At 35.6% G+C, this 14,176-nt stretch carries 15 protein-coding genes; 8 read left to right on the forward strand and 7 right to left on the reverse strand.

Annotated elements, in window-relative coordinates; all coding sequences use genetic code 11:
* Nucleotides 1-136 precede the first annotated feature (136 nt).
* The gene (locus NYE65_RS24395) at nt 137-346 is read left to right on the forward strand and encodes a hypothetical protein (RefSeq protein ID WP_340861915.1); all 210 of its coding nucleotides are present in this window, start codon (nt 137-139) and stop codon (nt 344-346) included.
* A 340-nt stretch (nt 347-686) separates the two neighbouring features.
* Nucleotides 687-1,649 (forward strand): peptidoglycan-binding protein, encoded by a 963-nt coding sequence (locus NYE65_RS24400; RefSeq protein WP_340861916.1) that lies wholly within the window; start codon nt 687-689, stop codon nt 1,647-1,649.
* Nucleotides 1,650-1,739: 90 nt separating this feature from the next.
* Here the strand turns inward: NYE65_RS24400 and NYE65_RS24405 are convergent, their stop codons facing one another.
* A complete protein-coding gene (locus NYE65_RS24405) occupies nt 1,740-2,054 on the reverse strand; it encodes a hypothetical protein (protein ID WP_340861917.1) in 315 nt (104 codons plus the stop codon).
* Between the two features lie 255 nt (nt 2,055-2,309).
* Between NYE65_RS24405 and NYE65_RS24410 the strand changes: the two genes are divergently transcribed.
* The gene (locus tag NYE65_RS24410) at nt 2,310-3,914 is read left to right on the forward strand and encodes a phosphodiester glycosidase family protein (RefSeq protein WP_340861918.1); all 1,605 of its coding nucleotides are present in this window, start codon (nt 2,310-2,312) and stop codon (nt 3,912-3,914) included.
* Nucleotides 3,915-4,027: 113 nt separating this feature from the next.
* Here the strand turns inward: NYE65_RS24410 and NYE65_RS24415 are convergent, their stop codons facing one another.
* From NYE65_RS24415 to NYE65_RS24425, 3 genes are all read right to left on the reverse strand, one after another.
* Entirely contained in the window at nt 4,028-4,606 is a 579-nt protein-coding gene (locus NYE65_RS24415) for an IclR family transcriptional regulator domain-containing protein (RefSeq protein ID WP_340861919.1), read from the reverse strand.
* 188 nt (nt 4,607-4,794) lie between these two features.
* Nucleotides 4,795-5,379, reverse strand: a complete 585-nt coding sequence (locus NYE65_RS24420) for a TetR/AcrR family transcriptional regulator (RefSeq protein ID WP_340861920.1) — start codon at nt 5,377-5,379, stop codon at nt 4,795-4,797.
* A gap of 7 nt (nt 5,380-5,386) precedes the next feature.
* A complete protein-coding gene (locus tag NYE65_RS24425) occupies nt 5,387-6,139 on the reverse strand; it encodes an alpha/beta fold hydrolase (RefSeq protein ID WP_340861921.1) in 753 nt (250 codons plus the stop codon).
* Nucleotides 6,140-6,376: 237 nt separating this feature from the next.
* Between NYE65_RS24425 and NYE65_RS24430 the strand changes: the two genes are divergently transcribed.
* A complete protein-coding gene (locus tag NYE65_RS24430) occupies nt 6,377-7,255 on the forward strand; it encodes an acyltransferase (protein WP_340861922.1) in 879 nt (292 codons plus the stop codon).
* A 375-nt stretch (nt 7,256-7,630) separates the two neighbouring features.
* On the opposite strand, the gene NYE65_RS24435 is transcribed toward NYE65_RS24430, so the two are convergent.
* A complete protein-coding gene (locus NYE65_RS24435; RefSeq protein WP_095396333.1) occupies nt 7,631-8,713 on the reverse strand; it encodes a type I restriction endonuclease in 1,083 nt (360 codons plus the stop codon).
* 25 nt (nt 8,714-8,738) lie between these two features.
* Nucleotides 8,739-8,945 (reverse strand): helix-turn-helix transcriptional regulator, encoded by a 207-nt coding sequence (locus NYE65_RS24440; RefSeq protein ID WP_095396334.1) that lies wholly within the window; start codon nt 8,943-8,945, stop codon nt 8,739-8,741.
* 71 nt (nt 8,946-9,016) lie between these two features.
* On the opposite strand from NYE65_RS24440, the gene NYE65_RS24445 reads away from it, so the two are divergent.
* The 3 genes from NYE65_RS24445 (at nt 9,017) to NYE65_RS24455 (ending at nt 11,682) form a co-directional block, all read left to right on the forward strand.
* Entirely contained in the window at nt 9,017-9,325 is a 309-nt protein-coding gene (locus NYE65_RS24445; protein ID WP_340861923.1) for a hypothetical protein, read from the forward strand.
* 571 nt (nt 9,326-9,896) lie between these two features.
* Nucleotides 9,897-10,103, forward strand: a complete 207-nt coding sequence (locus NYE65_RS24450) for a hypothetical protein (RefSeq protein ID WP_340861924.1) — start codon at nt 9,897-9,899, stop codon at nt 10,101-10,103.
* Between the two features lie 853 nt (nt 10,104-10,956).
* Complete coding sequence (locus NYE65_RS24455; RefSeq protein ID WP_095396337.1) at nt 10,957-11,682, forward strand: hypothetical protein; 726 nt, start codon at nt 10,957-10,959, stop codon at nt 11,680-11,682.
* 902 nt (nt 11,683-12,584) lie between these two features.
* Here the strand turns inward: NYE65_RS24455 and NYE65_RS24460 are convergent.
* The gene (locus NYE65_RS24460) at nt 12,585-12,701 is read right to left on the reverse strand and encodes a DUF3898 domain-containing protein (protein WP_191930165.1); all 117 of its coding nucleotides are present in this window, start codon (nt 12,699-12,701) and stop codon (nt 12,585-12,587) included.
* A gap of 336 nt (nt 12,702-13,037) precedes the next feature.
* Here NYE65_RS24460 and NYE65_RS24465 point away from each other — a divergent pair, with 336 nt between their 5' ends.
* Entirely contained in the window at nt 13,038-13,916 is an 879-nt protein-coding gene (locus NYE65_RS24465) for a YitT family protein (RefSeq protein ID WP_095395772.1), read from the forward strand.
* Nucleotides 13,917-14,176 lie beyond the last annotated feature (260 nt).

A 14,176-nucleotide genomic window follows, 5' to 3' on the forward strand; every position in this document is an offset into this window, starting at 1 on the left:
TACCCCTATCTGATCCTAATAACTAGCTTCAGTTTTTTTTCGCAAAATAATTATTGAAATAATAAATCGTTATCGGACGCCTTCTTTGTTTTTCCTGTATAATAATGCTATATTTTACATTTGGGAGAAATTATTCATGGACGAAGCCAGCAGTTTAATAGGGCTTTTTGCAATCATACCGATTTTGTTTTATTTGGGACTTATTGTTTTAAGTGTTTATTTCATTATTAAGATCATAAAATTCATCAATGCAAAGACAAGATTAGATCAAGAAAGAAATGAAAAGCTGGATGAATTGATAAAAGTCATTGGAAAATATAAGGAAGATCAGAATAAGCCACTTTAATATAAAGGCCCTTTTCGTAAAGATTGTTGTTTTTAAAACGAAACTATTTTAGGTTGATTGGAGCGGAAGTGCGAGACTCCTGCGGGAGCACCGCCCGCCCCGCGGAAAGCGAGCACCTGGAGGGGAAATCAACCACACTGCACTACTTCGTAAATAGCAACAAAGTATGCGAAAACAGCCAATATAAAAAAGCACAATTCCATTAGGGGTTGTGCTTTTTTTATTTAAGAACGATGAAAGCTTACTAGATCCACATAAAAAGGGCGATTTTTTTGTAACGTCAAGGTAGCTGTACAAGCATTTCCTAATTAGCACCATAACATATTAGGAGGTGATTGAATTGACAGTTAAATTAGAAACTTTATTGGATCGTTCAGAAAAGAATATGGGCAGCGGAATTCATCCAGTCGTAAAAGAATCAGCTTTGGAAATGGTTAAACGGGCATACCAGGAAGGCATTTTCGTGCAAATCAGCGCAGGTTATCGTTCTATGGAAGAGCAAGCAAAGCTATATGGTCAAGGTCGCCTAGGTTATATATACGATGGTAAAAATTATAGTGATTTATCGAAGCCGAGAGTGACCAACGCGATGCCAGGTCAATCTTACCATAACTATGGACTAGCCATTGATTATTTCATAGTCAGCGATGATGGAAAGAATGGCATATGGACAGTTGATGCAAAATGGAGACGGGTAGCGGCTATTGGTAAATCCTTGGGCTTTGCATGGGGCGGGGATTGGTCAAGCTTTAAAGATTATCCGCACTTGGATATGACGGGCGGACTGACTTATTCTGAGTTAAATGCGGGAACAAAGCCTAGACTGATATCAAAAGTGAATGGAACCACTCCACCACCTACACAAGTCGAATCCGAAGTCATTGTAAAAGATACACCAGCAAAGGACAGCGGCAACCAAACTATCAAGTCCATTCAGAGGACATTAAATAGCAGATATAGAACAAAAATAGATGTTGATGGATATTATGGTCCCAATACTAAAAAAGCGCTGATCAAGGGTTTTCAAACCGAATTGAATAAACAATATGGTGCAAAGATTAAGGTTGATGGAATATGGGGACCCCAAACAAAAGCGGCTTCACCTAATGTTAGGGAAGGGGCCGAAGGGAATATCACCTATATCCTTCAAGCTGCACTTTATTTGGAAGGACATAATCCACATGGCATGGATGGTATCTTTGGAAGCGGAACGGAAATAGCTGTGAAGGCATTTCAAAGGGCCAATGGATTATCTGCAGACGGCATCGCCGGTGAAAATACCTTTGCAAAACTATTTGGATGATATTTGAAATGGAATAGAACTATATTGCTTAAAATTAGCTTAGCAAAAAAGCCCTATGAGGGCTTTTTTTTATGAATGAAAAACTAGCAGTCATTTTAAAAGTAAATATCCCAATCGTTTAGGAATCGAAGTATAAGAAACGTAAGAATACATACGGGGGACAAGAAATGTAACCGCATTTACGAAATGAAAGTACTTTAATGCGGAATGCTTTTTGACTTTAATCATTAAATAGAAGAATGATGAAGTTGCGATCAATGGGCATAACAAGCCAAGATCAGTTAAAATTCTTGAAATTGGGTGGTTCATAACACTAAGTCCAATAAGGAATGAAGCAAGGCAGATGACATTGATAACCGACAAGATGGTTGGTATTAACAACAAGTTCTTTTTTACTGTTTCCATAAATTTCACCTCCTAGGAGATGACCCCACACATATCTTATAATATTCACGATTATCCAGCAAAACTTTTGATTAACTGTATACAAAGACAAAATACTCAAATTTATCCATTCACAAATCTGAATTGTAATATTTATCGAGTATTTATGCTCATTTTTGTTCACTTAAAATTGACTGAAATATAATAGTTTTTTTAATTTTCCATCACATTTAGACAATAAAGTTAAAGGAGGACATAACTTTATTGGAGGAAAAAATGAAAAAAATATGGAAAAAGCCAATTTTGCCTATCGCCTCTATTAGTCTGGCATCTGTGATGTTTGTAAATGCCATTCCCGAAACTCCAGTTCAAGCAAAATTGAATGTTCAATCACAAGTGCAAATGAAAAATCATTTACTTCCGCTTGGAACCCCAAATTTGCAGGAGAAAAGAACTTCCATGAATCTAGCACCAGGAGTGAAGTATACCAAAATCAATCGTGGTGAAACATCTTCTAAAGACTTTTACACAGTGGATGTGGCATTTGTAGAAACACAAAAGCAGGCAAAGATATTGTTGGGAAGTTTAAAGAAAGACGGTTTCAAAAATGCTCATATCATAAAAGAATCGGATCGGGCCGTGGATGACCGGAAAAAGGGACCGCTTGGGTACATTGTTCGCATCGGTCAATATCAGCTAGAAGCAGATGCAGCCGAAATGAAAAACAAGTTATCTGAAAAGGGATATTCTGGACTTCGGACTGTGTATACGGGTGAAGACGGAGAGAAAACAACAGGACCATGGGTAGTGAACGTCCTTGAAGTGGATCAGGATCGATTTCATGGGCATGTGGTGCCTGAATTAGCAAATGATGCAGTGACAGGAAAAGAAACATTGACCAAAATCGCTGATAGAAATGATGCCATTGCAGGAGTTAATGCAGGATACTTTGTTATGGGAGAGAAGGATGGAACACCAGGCGATCTTGCCGGTATATTCGCAAGCAAAGGTCAACTTGTCAGTGAAGCTATAAATGGACGTTCAGCTCTGATTTTATCTTCTGCTGAAGGGAAGGCAAACATTGCATCTGTGTCCACGTCAATTCAGGCTACTTCATCTGATGGGGCGGTTAGGGAAGTGGATGGATTGAATCGGAAGCCAGGATTAATCCGCAATTGTGGCGGTGTTGGAGGAGATACGACAACAGAACGGGCAAAACATGATTTTACTTGTAAGGATGAAAGTGAACTTATCCAATATACGTCCGTATTTGGAGAAAAGACAGAATCGGGCGACGGTATGGAAGTGGTAGTAAATCATGCAGGGGTAGTGGCGGAAATCCGTAACAAGCGTGGGGGAGACATTCCAAGCAGTGGTTCCGTTCTTGCGGGAACGGGGGAGGCGGCAGAGTGGCTTCGTGACCATGCCCGACAAGGAATGAAGATTCAAGTGAAAAGTAAAATCATCGGGGATGGAAGGCAATTAAAGTTAAACCAAACTACAAGTATGATTAATGGAGGTCCTCGATTATTGGAAAACGGAGAAATTTCCATTAATGCCGTAGAGGAAGGCTTTCACTGGGAAGAAGATCCAGGCTTTTATTATCGTTTTGGGGAACGCCGTAATCCAAGGACGCTAGCAGGGATCAAAGAGAATGGCAATCTATTATTTGTCACCATTGATGGACGCGCACCAGGATGGAGCGTGGGGGCTAATTTTGAAGAAAGTGCGAAAGTCATGAAGTCATTAGGGGCAGTCGATGCCATCAATCTTGACGGCGGCGGATCGACGACCATGACAGTTGGGGATGACCGAGTCACAAGACCATCTGATGCAGCAGGTGAACGCCCGATTGCCGACGGTATTCTGTTAGTAGAATAGATGGGCAGGAATTATCGTCTTCATTCATCGTTTTGGTTAAAGCGGGTCGTCGTGAAAAAATCTCTTCAGTTATGTTTCTGAAGAGATTTTTTTCTGTGATATTTTGAAATAATTTAATATAGGGAATTGGAAATACTTTCAGCAGTTTTTAACAATAAAGAGATATGTTGTTCCATCGATTCCTTATGCCAGCGAAAGAAAGGACCGGAAATGGAGATAGCTCCAATGACTTTTCCTTTAGCACCGAAAACTGGTGCTGATAATGCAGCTACATTCTTCGTGATTTCTTCCTCATTAATTGAGTAACGAGTATTACTATAATTCCCAATTGTTGTTGTAGCATTTTTCTTTCTTCCTCTGGAAGGAGGTTTAATACTTGTGTCTGTAACCCTTCGCTTAGAAATGCCAAAATTACCCGTCCGCTTGAGCCGAGCTGTAGCGGAATTATTGCCAACACCTGCCCTTCTGCTAATTTCCTGATTACTTACATGTTCAATTACACACATCCTAACCATGTTTGTTAACATATAAAACCCAACGGTTTTCTGTGTTTCGTCTCTTAATTTAATCAATGGTGGATCGATTATCGAGACAAAAGGTACATCGGTTATAAGTTTATTTGCATAATCGATAAACACCGTGCCAAGTGAATATTTTTTAGAATCTGCATCTTGGAATACCAAACCGTCCATTTTCAAAGTAGTCAGCAGACGATGAGTGATAGGGGGAGAAATATTAAGGCTTTCACTAATATGACAATGATGCATGTTCGAGATGAATGTATTAATAAATAGTTCTTCCCATAAAAGAGACCGTCAATGACGATCTCTTTTTTCTCCATTTTAGCTGTGGAAGTTCCTTTTTAAATCTTCATTCAAGATTAGTTACAAAACTCGCTTATAATCTGGTTCTTCATTTCTTCTATCGGAAATCCCTGTTGATAGGTGGATATCATCAACATAATTCCTTGTAGCACAGATGAAAAATATAACGATCGTTTCCTTGGTTCCGTTTCACTCATACTTTCAAATATTTTACATTGAAACTCAAATTGTCTAGCATTTCCTTCAATTATGAGATGACTGTATTTTATCAACTCTTCATCTGATTCTGGCTGAGTTTGAAGGTGTAGATAGAACCGATGGACTTCTGGATTTTGGTGGATATTATCTATGGCACCATTGATTATATGTTCAAGCTGTTCACGAGGTGTATTTAAGGTGAAAGCTTCTTCCATGACCTCCACCACCTCCTTGATTCTGGCCTCGACCATTTCAGAAAGCAGTTCTTCTTTTCCTTTATAATAGTTATAGAGTAACCCTTTCGAAATGCCCGCCTGCTTAGCAATATCACTTATGGAAGTAGCGTAATAGCCTTGTTTTATAAATAACTCCATGGCTGCAGCGCGAATTTTTTCTTTGGATGCTTGGCGAATACGGTCATTCTCTTCGGGTGTACGTGGCATTTTATCTTCAATCCTCCATAAAAGCAGTGAATTCTTGATATAAAATTTCAGAATGGGTGAGGGGCAGCATATGATCGGCATCCTCTATTTCGATGAAACGGATGTTTGGTACCTTTCGGAAACAATCGGCAACCCGGAAATTATCTGCCAAGTCCTTTTTGCCGATAAAAAATAAAGTTTCGGTGTTCAATTCTTCTAATCGTTCCATTGCCGGCGGCCGCGGCCATATCATGCAGAAATCAGCGGGCCACTTAAGCATACGCCCGAAATGATGCCTGAGCATTTTGACAGTGAGATCTTTGTGCGGACTATCGATAACAACTTGGTATGTTGGTGAATGAAGGGCAAGCTCTAACATCTTATCTATATTGGGGGCACTTTCCAATATCTTGTTATGATATTGTTCAAACTCATTTGAATAGGGAAAACCAGTTAAAGAAGGAGCAATTAATACAAGTTTCGATACCCTTTCTGGATAATTAAGGGCTAAATCAGTGGCAATCTGTCCGCCCATGGAATGACCTATAATCGTTGCCTGAGTAAGTTCCAGGTAATCCATTAGTGCCAATACATCCTCTACATAGTTTGCATGTTTTATGGGGGATGGGGATTTTCCGGCACCACGGCCATCAAAAACGATCACTTTGTAATTTTTAGTTAAAAGAGATGCTAAAAATGTCCATTGCCTCAAATCAACACCACCACCATGAATAAGAACAACAGGAAGACCCTTGCCATTAACCTCGAAATGTAAATCCAATGCAACCCCTCCTTTTTCATCACTGAATTTTCAGATTTATTTTATTATTGAATGAACGTTTAGTCAATATAAAACTAAGATATTATTTTCCATTCCGCAAAATAGCGATAATCAATAGTAAATCCGAAGGCTTCAGCTTTACATCTCCTCAGGTTTCTTAGGCAGTCTTTGTGTTGAGTAAAAAATGATGTATAATGAACACGTTTTCAACACTTTGAAAAAGAGGGTACGAATAGTATGGAAATCATTTTAAATATATTACAGAAACCAGAAACGGATAATGAAATACTCTTTATAGGAAATACCGAAGATGAGATTTCGTTTGTGAATAGTAAAATCAAATTGTTTGGTGAAGGAAATCGGTTAATTATTGAACGTGGAGCGGAATTTAAAGATGCGACGCTAAGTTTTAATGGCAACAACTCGCTCATGATCATTGGGAAATCCAAACGCAATGCAACGATAAGAGTCAATGTTTGGAATGACAATACATTTTTCCTAGGTCGCAACTATTCATTTAATGGAGCAGCGAGATTTATTCTCTCTGAGCAAAAGAATCTGTTCATCGGTGATGATAATATGTTTTCAAGTGGTGTAGTCGTTCGTTTGGCAGATCCACATTTGATCTACGATGGAACAACTCGAAAACGGATTAACCCAACAAAAAGTGTGTACTTAGGTGACCACATTTGGATTGGGCAGGACGTCATGATTCTTAAAGGAGTAGAAGTTGGTACAGGTTCAATTTTAGGTGCAAAGTCACTTGTGACAAAATCGCTCCCATCAAATGTATCAGCTGCAGGAAGTCCTGCACGTGTGGTGCGGAAAAATGTTTTTTGGGCACGTCCGTCTGTCCATGCATATTCTGAAAAAGAAACAGCAGAATCACAAAAATTCCCGGATGGGCGTTTTGTCTTTAAGTCAAAAGGCTCAACAGCAAAACATTTTGCAAAAATTGAAGAACAGTTAAATACCGCAACTTCTGTAGAGGAGAAGACTGACATATTAACGCCTTATCTTGATGTAACAAGTAAGAATCGTTTCTTTCTTCCTGTGCCTCCTGAGAAAAAGAAAACATTTCTCGATAGAACCTTTCGCAAAGGAAGTAAGAAGTAGATGATTGAATTATTCCAGATTAATTTTAGAAAATTCCAAGTGATAGCTCAGAATGATGGTACAGGAATAATTGTAAGTTTTTTTAAAAATGCATTAAAGTTGTTTCTTATTGTCTTTTTTAGGGGTATTCCTTTTCTACAAAGGAGAATTAGCAATGGGAACAAGGGAAGAAGGAACAGCTGAATAACTTATCGTTTAGTTATACATTAAAAGACAGTAAGCAAAGATTAACTCACTGTCTTTTTTGATTAATTATAAATGAGAAAAATGCTGAAAAATTAGCAGCAAAGTTAAAGAAAAAGGGATACTCGTAAATATTGTAAAAGGATAAAAACATAGCCCTTACTCTAATCGAGTAGGGGCATTTTTGTATAGTTAAGCAAATTGTTTGGCTACATTAATTATTTCATTTTTATAATTTTGTATGTCATTTACTGATTCAATTTTGATACTCGTTTTCATTTCGTCATTTAGTTGAATGTATTTATTACTTGAATTAAAGCCTAAACGACATATCCATTTTCTAATATTGTCATCAAGTAATACATTAAAATAGCTACGATTATCACGATAATAAATTCTAGTTGGTTCAAATTCTTCCCTTAAAATTAACTTTATTAGTACATAACCCTCTATTTCTTCTTCAGTGGTAGTAATTTCTTCAACAGCAGCGGCTATGGTTTCTTGTTGTAGCTCAATAACTTCACTTTCAACAAAAGTATCGGACTTCTTGCTTTCTGCTGTATCTGAATTTAACGCTTGTTGTAACTTGTCATTTACTTTTTCATTTACAAATTGATTTAATGATTTTTTTACGATGTCTTTAAAGTTGTCGAGTACCTTTTTAGTTTTGATTCCCTGATAAACCTCATTAATTATAAGTCTAACAAATTCATCTGAAGGTTCTTCCCATTGTTTAGAAAGAAATTGCTTAATTTCATTCGTGTATTTTAAATCAGAAGCAGTAGTTAATACATTTATTACATCGAAATCAGATTTTTTAAATTTACTAATTTCATTTATTTGGGTATCACGTAAATCAAGCATATTAAAAACAAAGAAAGGTTTTTGATCCATTTTATTTGGCTCTTCCAAGTCGGTAAAGAATTTATATTCAATACCATTTGTCAATATTGCAAACTTTGCTTGAGTAGTCCCGAAATATCTAAATAATTGAGAATCATGTTTTCCTAACTTTTCATTAACACTTTTAGCTTCAATTAGAATAACAGGTTCTCCAGCCTGCATGATAGCATAGTCAATTTTTTCGCCTTTTTTAATGCCCACATCTGCAATAAATTCTGGGACTAGTTCTTCAGGATTGAAAATATCATATCCCAGTGCCTGAATTAAAGGCATGATTAAAGATGTTTTAGTAGCCTCTTCAGTTTGAACATTCCCTTTAATTCGTTCGATACGGCTAGCTAATGATTTCATTTGCTGAATAAAATCTTCCACAATAACCACTCCTATAATTATGAATTTATTCCTCTTGGTTCCCCCACTGATAAAGATCAGTGATATTAACATCCAGTAGTTTTGCTAATTCATAAGCTTTATCTATAGTTGGATATGTTTTACCTGTAGACCAATTTGAAAGTGTATTTGCTGTGATTCCCAATTCTTTTTGAATGAATTCACGTTTGTATTTGGAAGTCCTCAGTAAAATACCTATTTTACTTTTAACCATTTTATACACCTCTATAAACAATTCTACAGAATCTTTCCAAATTCTTTGATAAATAAAAACAAATCAAAAGATTGAAATTTTCACATTTTTTTTGGATAGACAGGGAATATTTCGCTCCAAAAACAAGAGAACAAATAGACTTTGGACTAACTCTTTTTGAGGACGAAAAACCTAAAAATGCAGAAGAGGCTATAAAAGAGATTGTTGGTGCGGTTGATGGTGTTTTAGCAAGAAATCAAGATTGGCATGATTTTCATAAAGAAATGATTTTCCAGGTTGAACCGAATAGTAAAGAGGACATATCATTTCTTTTAGAGTTATCTATATATGAGCAAAAATCAATGGATTTGTATAAAAGAGAAATGTATACGAATCTTTAAATAACATGCTAGTTTATATACAAACATATCAAAAGCAGCTTAATGAAATAGATGAGGCTTGGTATACCCAGGTTGCAGCTAGTCTAATATATCCATTAGATCCTGTTCGTTCAAATGATCAGAAATATTAGCTAAGGACAAATCATTAAAGGTACTAAAGCCACGTCATAAATACCTTGCAAAGAATACAAAGGTCAAGGGAAGACAAGCAGGAATTATAAAGTAGTGGATATCTAACTATGTAATGGCACTGATGTCTTAATAGCCATTGAGGATTTATTAACTAACTTTGTCTATTCATCACATATTGACAGTTTGAAGAAAGTGTTTATAAAATTGGACAGTTTCTTGGATGCCAAAGACCAGAGGAAGAAGATGGAGATGGACCAGATAATTTATGGAGATTTGAGGAGGATACTAATGTAATAATCGAAGCAAAATCTCAAAGAAACGGTCTTGAAATATCTAGAAGTGACATAGAACAGTTACTTCATTCATTTAGTGGCATAACGATAAATATGGTTTGCATCAAAGATATATTCCGATATTACTTCATAAAGGAATTGCATCGATGAACAATGCTCATCCTTCTGAAGATTCACGGGTAATGCAGATGACAAAACTTGAAGAATTTAAAAGTACTATTATAAAGTTTGGAGAGGTGTTATCAAGAAAGCTCCCATCTGAATGGACTGAGGGAGAAATTCATCAGCAACTAGCATGTTTTAAACTAACTTATGTAACAATAATTGATAAGTACACTAAGGCACTAAGATAAAGCCAAATGATAGCTATAAAGCAACGGTGTAAACAGACTGATAGTTTCATTTGTACAGGGCAACCAAGAGAAAGGGAATACTATTCAGTAAGTACAAGGCAGGGTGAAACCCTGTCTATTCTTTATTTTAACATTACTAATCAGGTGCTATTTAATCGTGTTACTATTGTTTAAACATCTTCAAAGTAAAAAGAAAAACGACAAGCTTAAGATTATCGTATTTTTGTATCTTTAGCTACGGAGGCTTGAATCTGCCTCTTGCACAGCGTTGAACCAAGTAAACACCATGTTCCCTAAAATTCCACATGTTGCTGAATTTATGGTAAATAGAATTTATGGTAAATAGAATTGATTGTATTAGATTACGTGTAGATTTTATACGCATCACCCGAAAATGTAACAAGAGAAAGCAGTATGAAGAAAATCAGGAATGGGGAAATATGGTTGAAACCTGCGCAACTAAAGATACAAAGTGGTTAGTGTTTTATGTAATCATATCGTATAACCTGAGTATATTCCAGATTTTTGTAATATCAAAAGGAAGGTTCTTGATCTATTAAGTATTCAAAATGAATGTTTAATAACAGGAAGTGGGTGAGGGGGTAATTTCCACATTATTTGCCCCTGCATCTATGAGAATTGTACATAGTAGGTATACTCACACATCACGATTTTTCAAACCGAGTGTGTGACTTCGAACGAGGTCTATTTAGTTTATCCTCTACTAAACACCCTTTTATCGAAGGCAAAATAGATAATAGTACAATTAAAAAATTATAAGTATTGTAAAATAGAGGAAGTTAAGCGAAATACAGTTCCGAGAATTAGAATAAATTTAGTGGGAGTGATATGGATGAAGAATCTAATACAAAAGATAAAAGACTCTGATATTGGAGTTTGGTTAAGCGTTGCTGCGGTTGTTGGTTATGGCATTTATTACATATACGGTACTTCATTTAATCAATATTATGGATTGCCTAAGAATTTTCTTGAGCTTAAAATGGAGAATTTGGCTTTTGTAATTGTGCTTGTTGTATTTGCAATAGGCTTTTTGTTTGTGATACCGGAGTATAGTAGGCTCATTTTTGAGACCTTTCCTTTCTTAAGTGTTAGGAAGAAAAAGATTAAAACGTTTTTTGAAAATCTCTCTTTAATTTTTTTCCTTATTCCTCTAGGAATGTATCTATTTGGTCTGCTAAAGCCTATAGAATTAATCCCTTTTTTAATACTAATTGTAGTAGTTGTGAAATTTGATATACCTTCTCCAAAGTTGGCTATCGGTCTATGTATCTTAATAGTAGGAGGTTGGATTATTATGTATGGTAGTAATAGTGCTGCTGAAAAAGAAGATTATCTAATTATGGAAAGTACTAATGATCAGAATTTTGTTGTTATTAATACCTATAAAGACAAATTTATTATTGCTCCTGTTAACTTGGAAAAAAAAGAAATAACACCAAAGTTTCAATTCATAGAAATTAAGTCAGATATAGATGATAAAGTGGAGTTCTCATTAGTACATACTGGTAAGTTGAAAGTGAAAAAGGTAACAGGAGAAAAACAAAATAACGATAAATGAATTCCTTTTATTTGGGGAAAATGAGGCATTAGTTTTCTTGCAAAATCTTCATAACAACTTTTCAATTAATAAAAAAAGACAGCCCAAACTAGGTAAAATCCGCTTTTTCACACAGTTCTTTCAATTAATGAAATATCGATTTTATTATTTTTCGAAATAAGAGAAGTTATTAACCCAAACTTCTTTTATCAAACAAAAAACCAAACCCGTAAATTAAATGAGTTTGGTTTTATGTTATTTAATCGGTACATTTAATACATGGAAATCTTTGTACCATTTAAAAAATTCTCTGTAATATCATTATAATAATCGCAAGGTTGATTGTGAAAATGCTTTAAGGCTTCTGCTAGATAATGTGTTAGCAGTTTGATTCATTCTAAATAATCCGTCTTCAACAAAAATATCGCCTTTTTCAAAAGCAGCGTCACAACCGAAAAAACATAAAGGGCAGACAATATTTGAATTAGTTTTTCCTCTTTAGATGTGAATTTACGTTTTTTAATATGAGCTATAACTAAGTAACTAACAGGAGATTTTTTTTACAACATGCACATTTTGAGGTTTTACGGTTGCCGAAAGGAATTTAACACAAGATACTTAGTTCTAAACGTCCTTGAGCTGTTGCATTGGATTTAGGCTTTGTTTTTCTTCTAGAGCGAGTAAATCTTCTAGTAACTTTTTTTCATCAATTGAGTCCGATTCTTCTAATAAAATGTATTCAGATTCAATAATTTCAAAAGCAAGTAATAGTTGAAGAGACTTTTCACGATCTTTTTGGTCACAAATATTTTTTAAACGTTAAATTTCGGGGTCAAAAATGTGGTCACAAAAATGCTTTCAATCGTAGATATATCAATACTTCTAGCATTCAGAAAACATCTAAAAAACAATTAAAATACCCCTTACTCCCCAACACTTTTCTTATTAATCCGCTCCACAATCTCCATCAAATCATCCGGTCTGTGAAATTCAATCGGCGAAACTCCTTTATCGAACTCTATTGTGTCAGCTTCTATCATAAAACATACTACACTATAACTAAATCGAACTTTTATTGGTGTACGGGTACTGCATTGATTGCACCATCTATTGCAAACTCTTGGGGAGTCCTGCACTTCCAATCGGGAACTGCTTCAGCTCTACAAATAGCATTCCCTTACCACGGTTCTACAGGTTCAATTATGTTAAGGCGTACCGTTTCAGACATGACCACATGGACAGCTTGGAGAGCGATGTAACAAACAGTCGGAAGAAACTATGCGGTAGGTTAGGAATTCTATTATTCAAAGTTATTTTTCCTGATTTAATATTAGAGTATAATAGTAATAAATGAATAATAAAAAGGTGTGATTTTTCTGACGGAAGCACTAAAAAAGCAGCATAGAAAGTTACCTCGTTTGATAATTATCCAACGGATCATTCTTATTACAATTGGTGCTTTGCTAATGGCCACTGGATTGGAAATCTTTTTAATTCCCAATCATGTAATTGATGGAGGCATTACAGGCATTTCCATTATGCTTTCTCACGTTACCGGTATAAAACTGGGAATCTTTCTATTCCTTTTGAACCTACCATTTGTATATCTGGGATATAAACAGTTTGGAAAAACCTTTGCTATATCTACTATATATGGGATTATAATGCTTTCCATTTTTGCGACATATTTTCATCCTATCCCTCCCTTCACTGAAGATATCCTTCTTGCTACAATTTTTGGCGGAATTTTTTTAGGTATAGGTGTGGGAATAGTAATTCGTAACGGTGGTGCTCTTGATGGTACAGAAATACTTTCGATTGTAATAAGTAAAAAAGTGCCTTTTTCTGTTGGTGAAATTGTTATGTTCATCAATCTATTTATACTTGGTTCTGCCGGATTCGTTTACACATGGGATAGGGCTATGTATTCAATCTTAGCTTATGTAATAGCTGCTAAAGCCATTGACATTGTTATTACTGGAATGGAAGAAACAAAGTCAGTGTGGATAATTAGCGATGAAGCAAAAGAGATGGGTGATGCAATCAATAGTCGCTTAGGACGTGGTGTGACATACTTACATGGTGAGGGTGCTTTTACTGGAGAAGACAAGAAGGTTATCTTCTGTGTAATTACCAGACTTGAAGAATCCAAGTTAACTACAATTGTTGAAGAAATCGACCCTTCATCTTTCTTAGCAATGGCAAATATTGCGGAGGTACGGGGTGGACGGTTCAAGAAGAGAGATATTCATTAATATTAACCACACAGGAAGCGCTCATAACTTGAGTGCTTTTTTTGCATACTTTTTTAACAGGATCGGAATAATTTGTAGTAAAAAACATTGGAGAATAAAATGCATTTTGTATTTACTGCGCTTTTTTTATTAGCAGGGATTAAATGGGGCAATTGGATTATTATCCGACCATCTTATTCTTTATTATTGGTGATCTTCTATATAGTCGTTTACTCTATAACCATCAACTGTGGGCTTATCAAGAAATACTTTAAGTGTTT

Origin of the sequence: Peribacillus sp. FSL R5-0717 (genome assembly GCF_038002945.1) — a bacterium.
GTDB classification, from domain to species: Bacteria; Bacillota; Bacilli; order Bacillales; family DSM-1321; genus Peribacillus; species Peribacillus frigoritolerans.

Bases quoted from the DNA above. Each gene is read 5' to 3' on its own strand.
- NYE65_RS24395 (WP_340861915.1), top strand. From the start codon at position 137: ATGGACGAAGCCAGCAGTTTAATAGGGCTTTTTGCAATCATACCGATT.
- NYE65_RS24405 (WP_340861917.1), bottom strand. From the start codon at position 2,054: ATGGAAACAGTAAAAAAGAACTTGTTGTTAATACCAACCATCTTGTCG.
- NYE65_RS24410 (WP_340861918.1), top strand. From the start codon at position 2,310: ATGAAAAAAATATGGAAAAAGCCAATTTTGCCTATCGCCTCTATTAGT.
- NYE65_RS24415 (WP_340861919.1), bottom strand. From the start codon at position 4,606: ATGGACGGTTTGGTATTCCAAGATGCAGATTCTAAAAAATATTCACTT.
- NYE65_RS24420 (WP_340861920.1), bottom strand. From the start codon at position 5,379: ATGCCACGTACACCCGAAGAGAATGACCGTATTCGCCAAGCATCCAAA.
- NYE65_RS24430 (WP_340861922.1), top strand. From the start codon at position 6,377: ATGGAAATCATTTTAAATATATTACAGAAACCAGAAACGGATAATGAA.
- NYE65_RS24440 (WP_095396334.1), bottom strand. From the start codon at position 8,945: ATGGTTAAAAGTAAAATAGGTATTTTACTGAGGACTTCCAAATACAAA.
- NYE65_RS24450 (WP_340861924.1), top strand. From the start codon at position 9,897: ATGAACAATGCTCATCCTTCTGAAGATTCACGGGTAATGCAGATGACA.
- NYE65_RS24455 (WP_095396337.1), top strand. From the start codon at position 10,957: ATGAAGAATCTAATACAAAAGATAAAAGACTCTGATATTGGAGTTTGG.
- NYE65_RS24460 (WP_191930165.1), bottom strand. From the start codon at position 12,701: ATGATAGAAGCTGACACAATAGAGTTCGATAAAGGAGTTTCGCCGATT.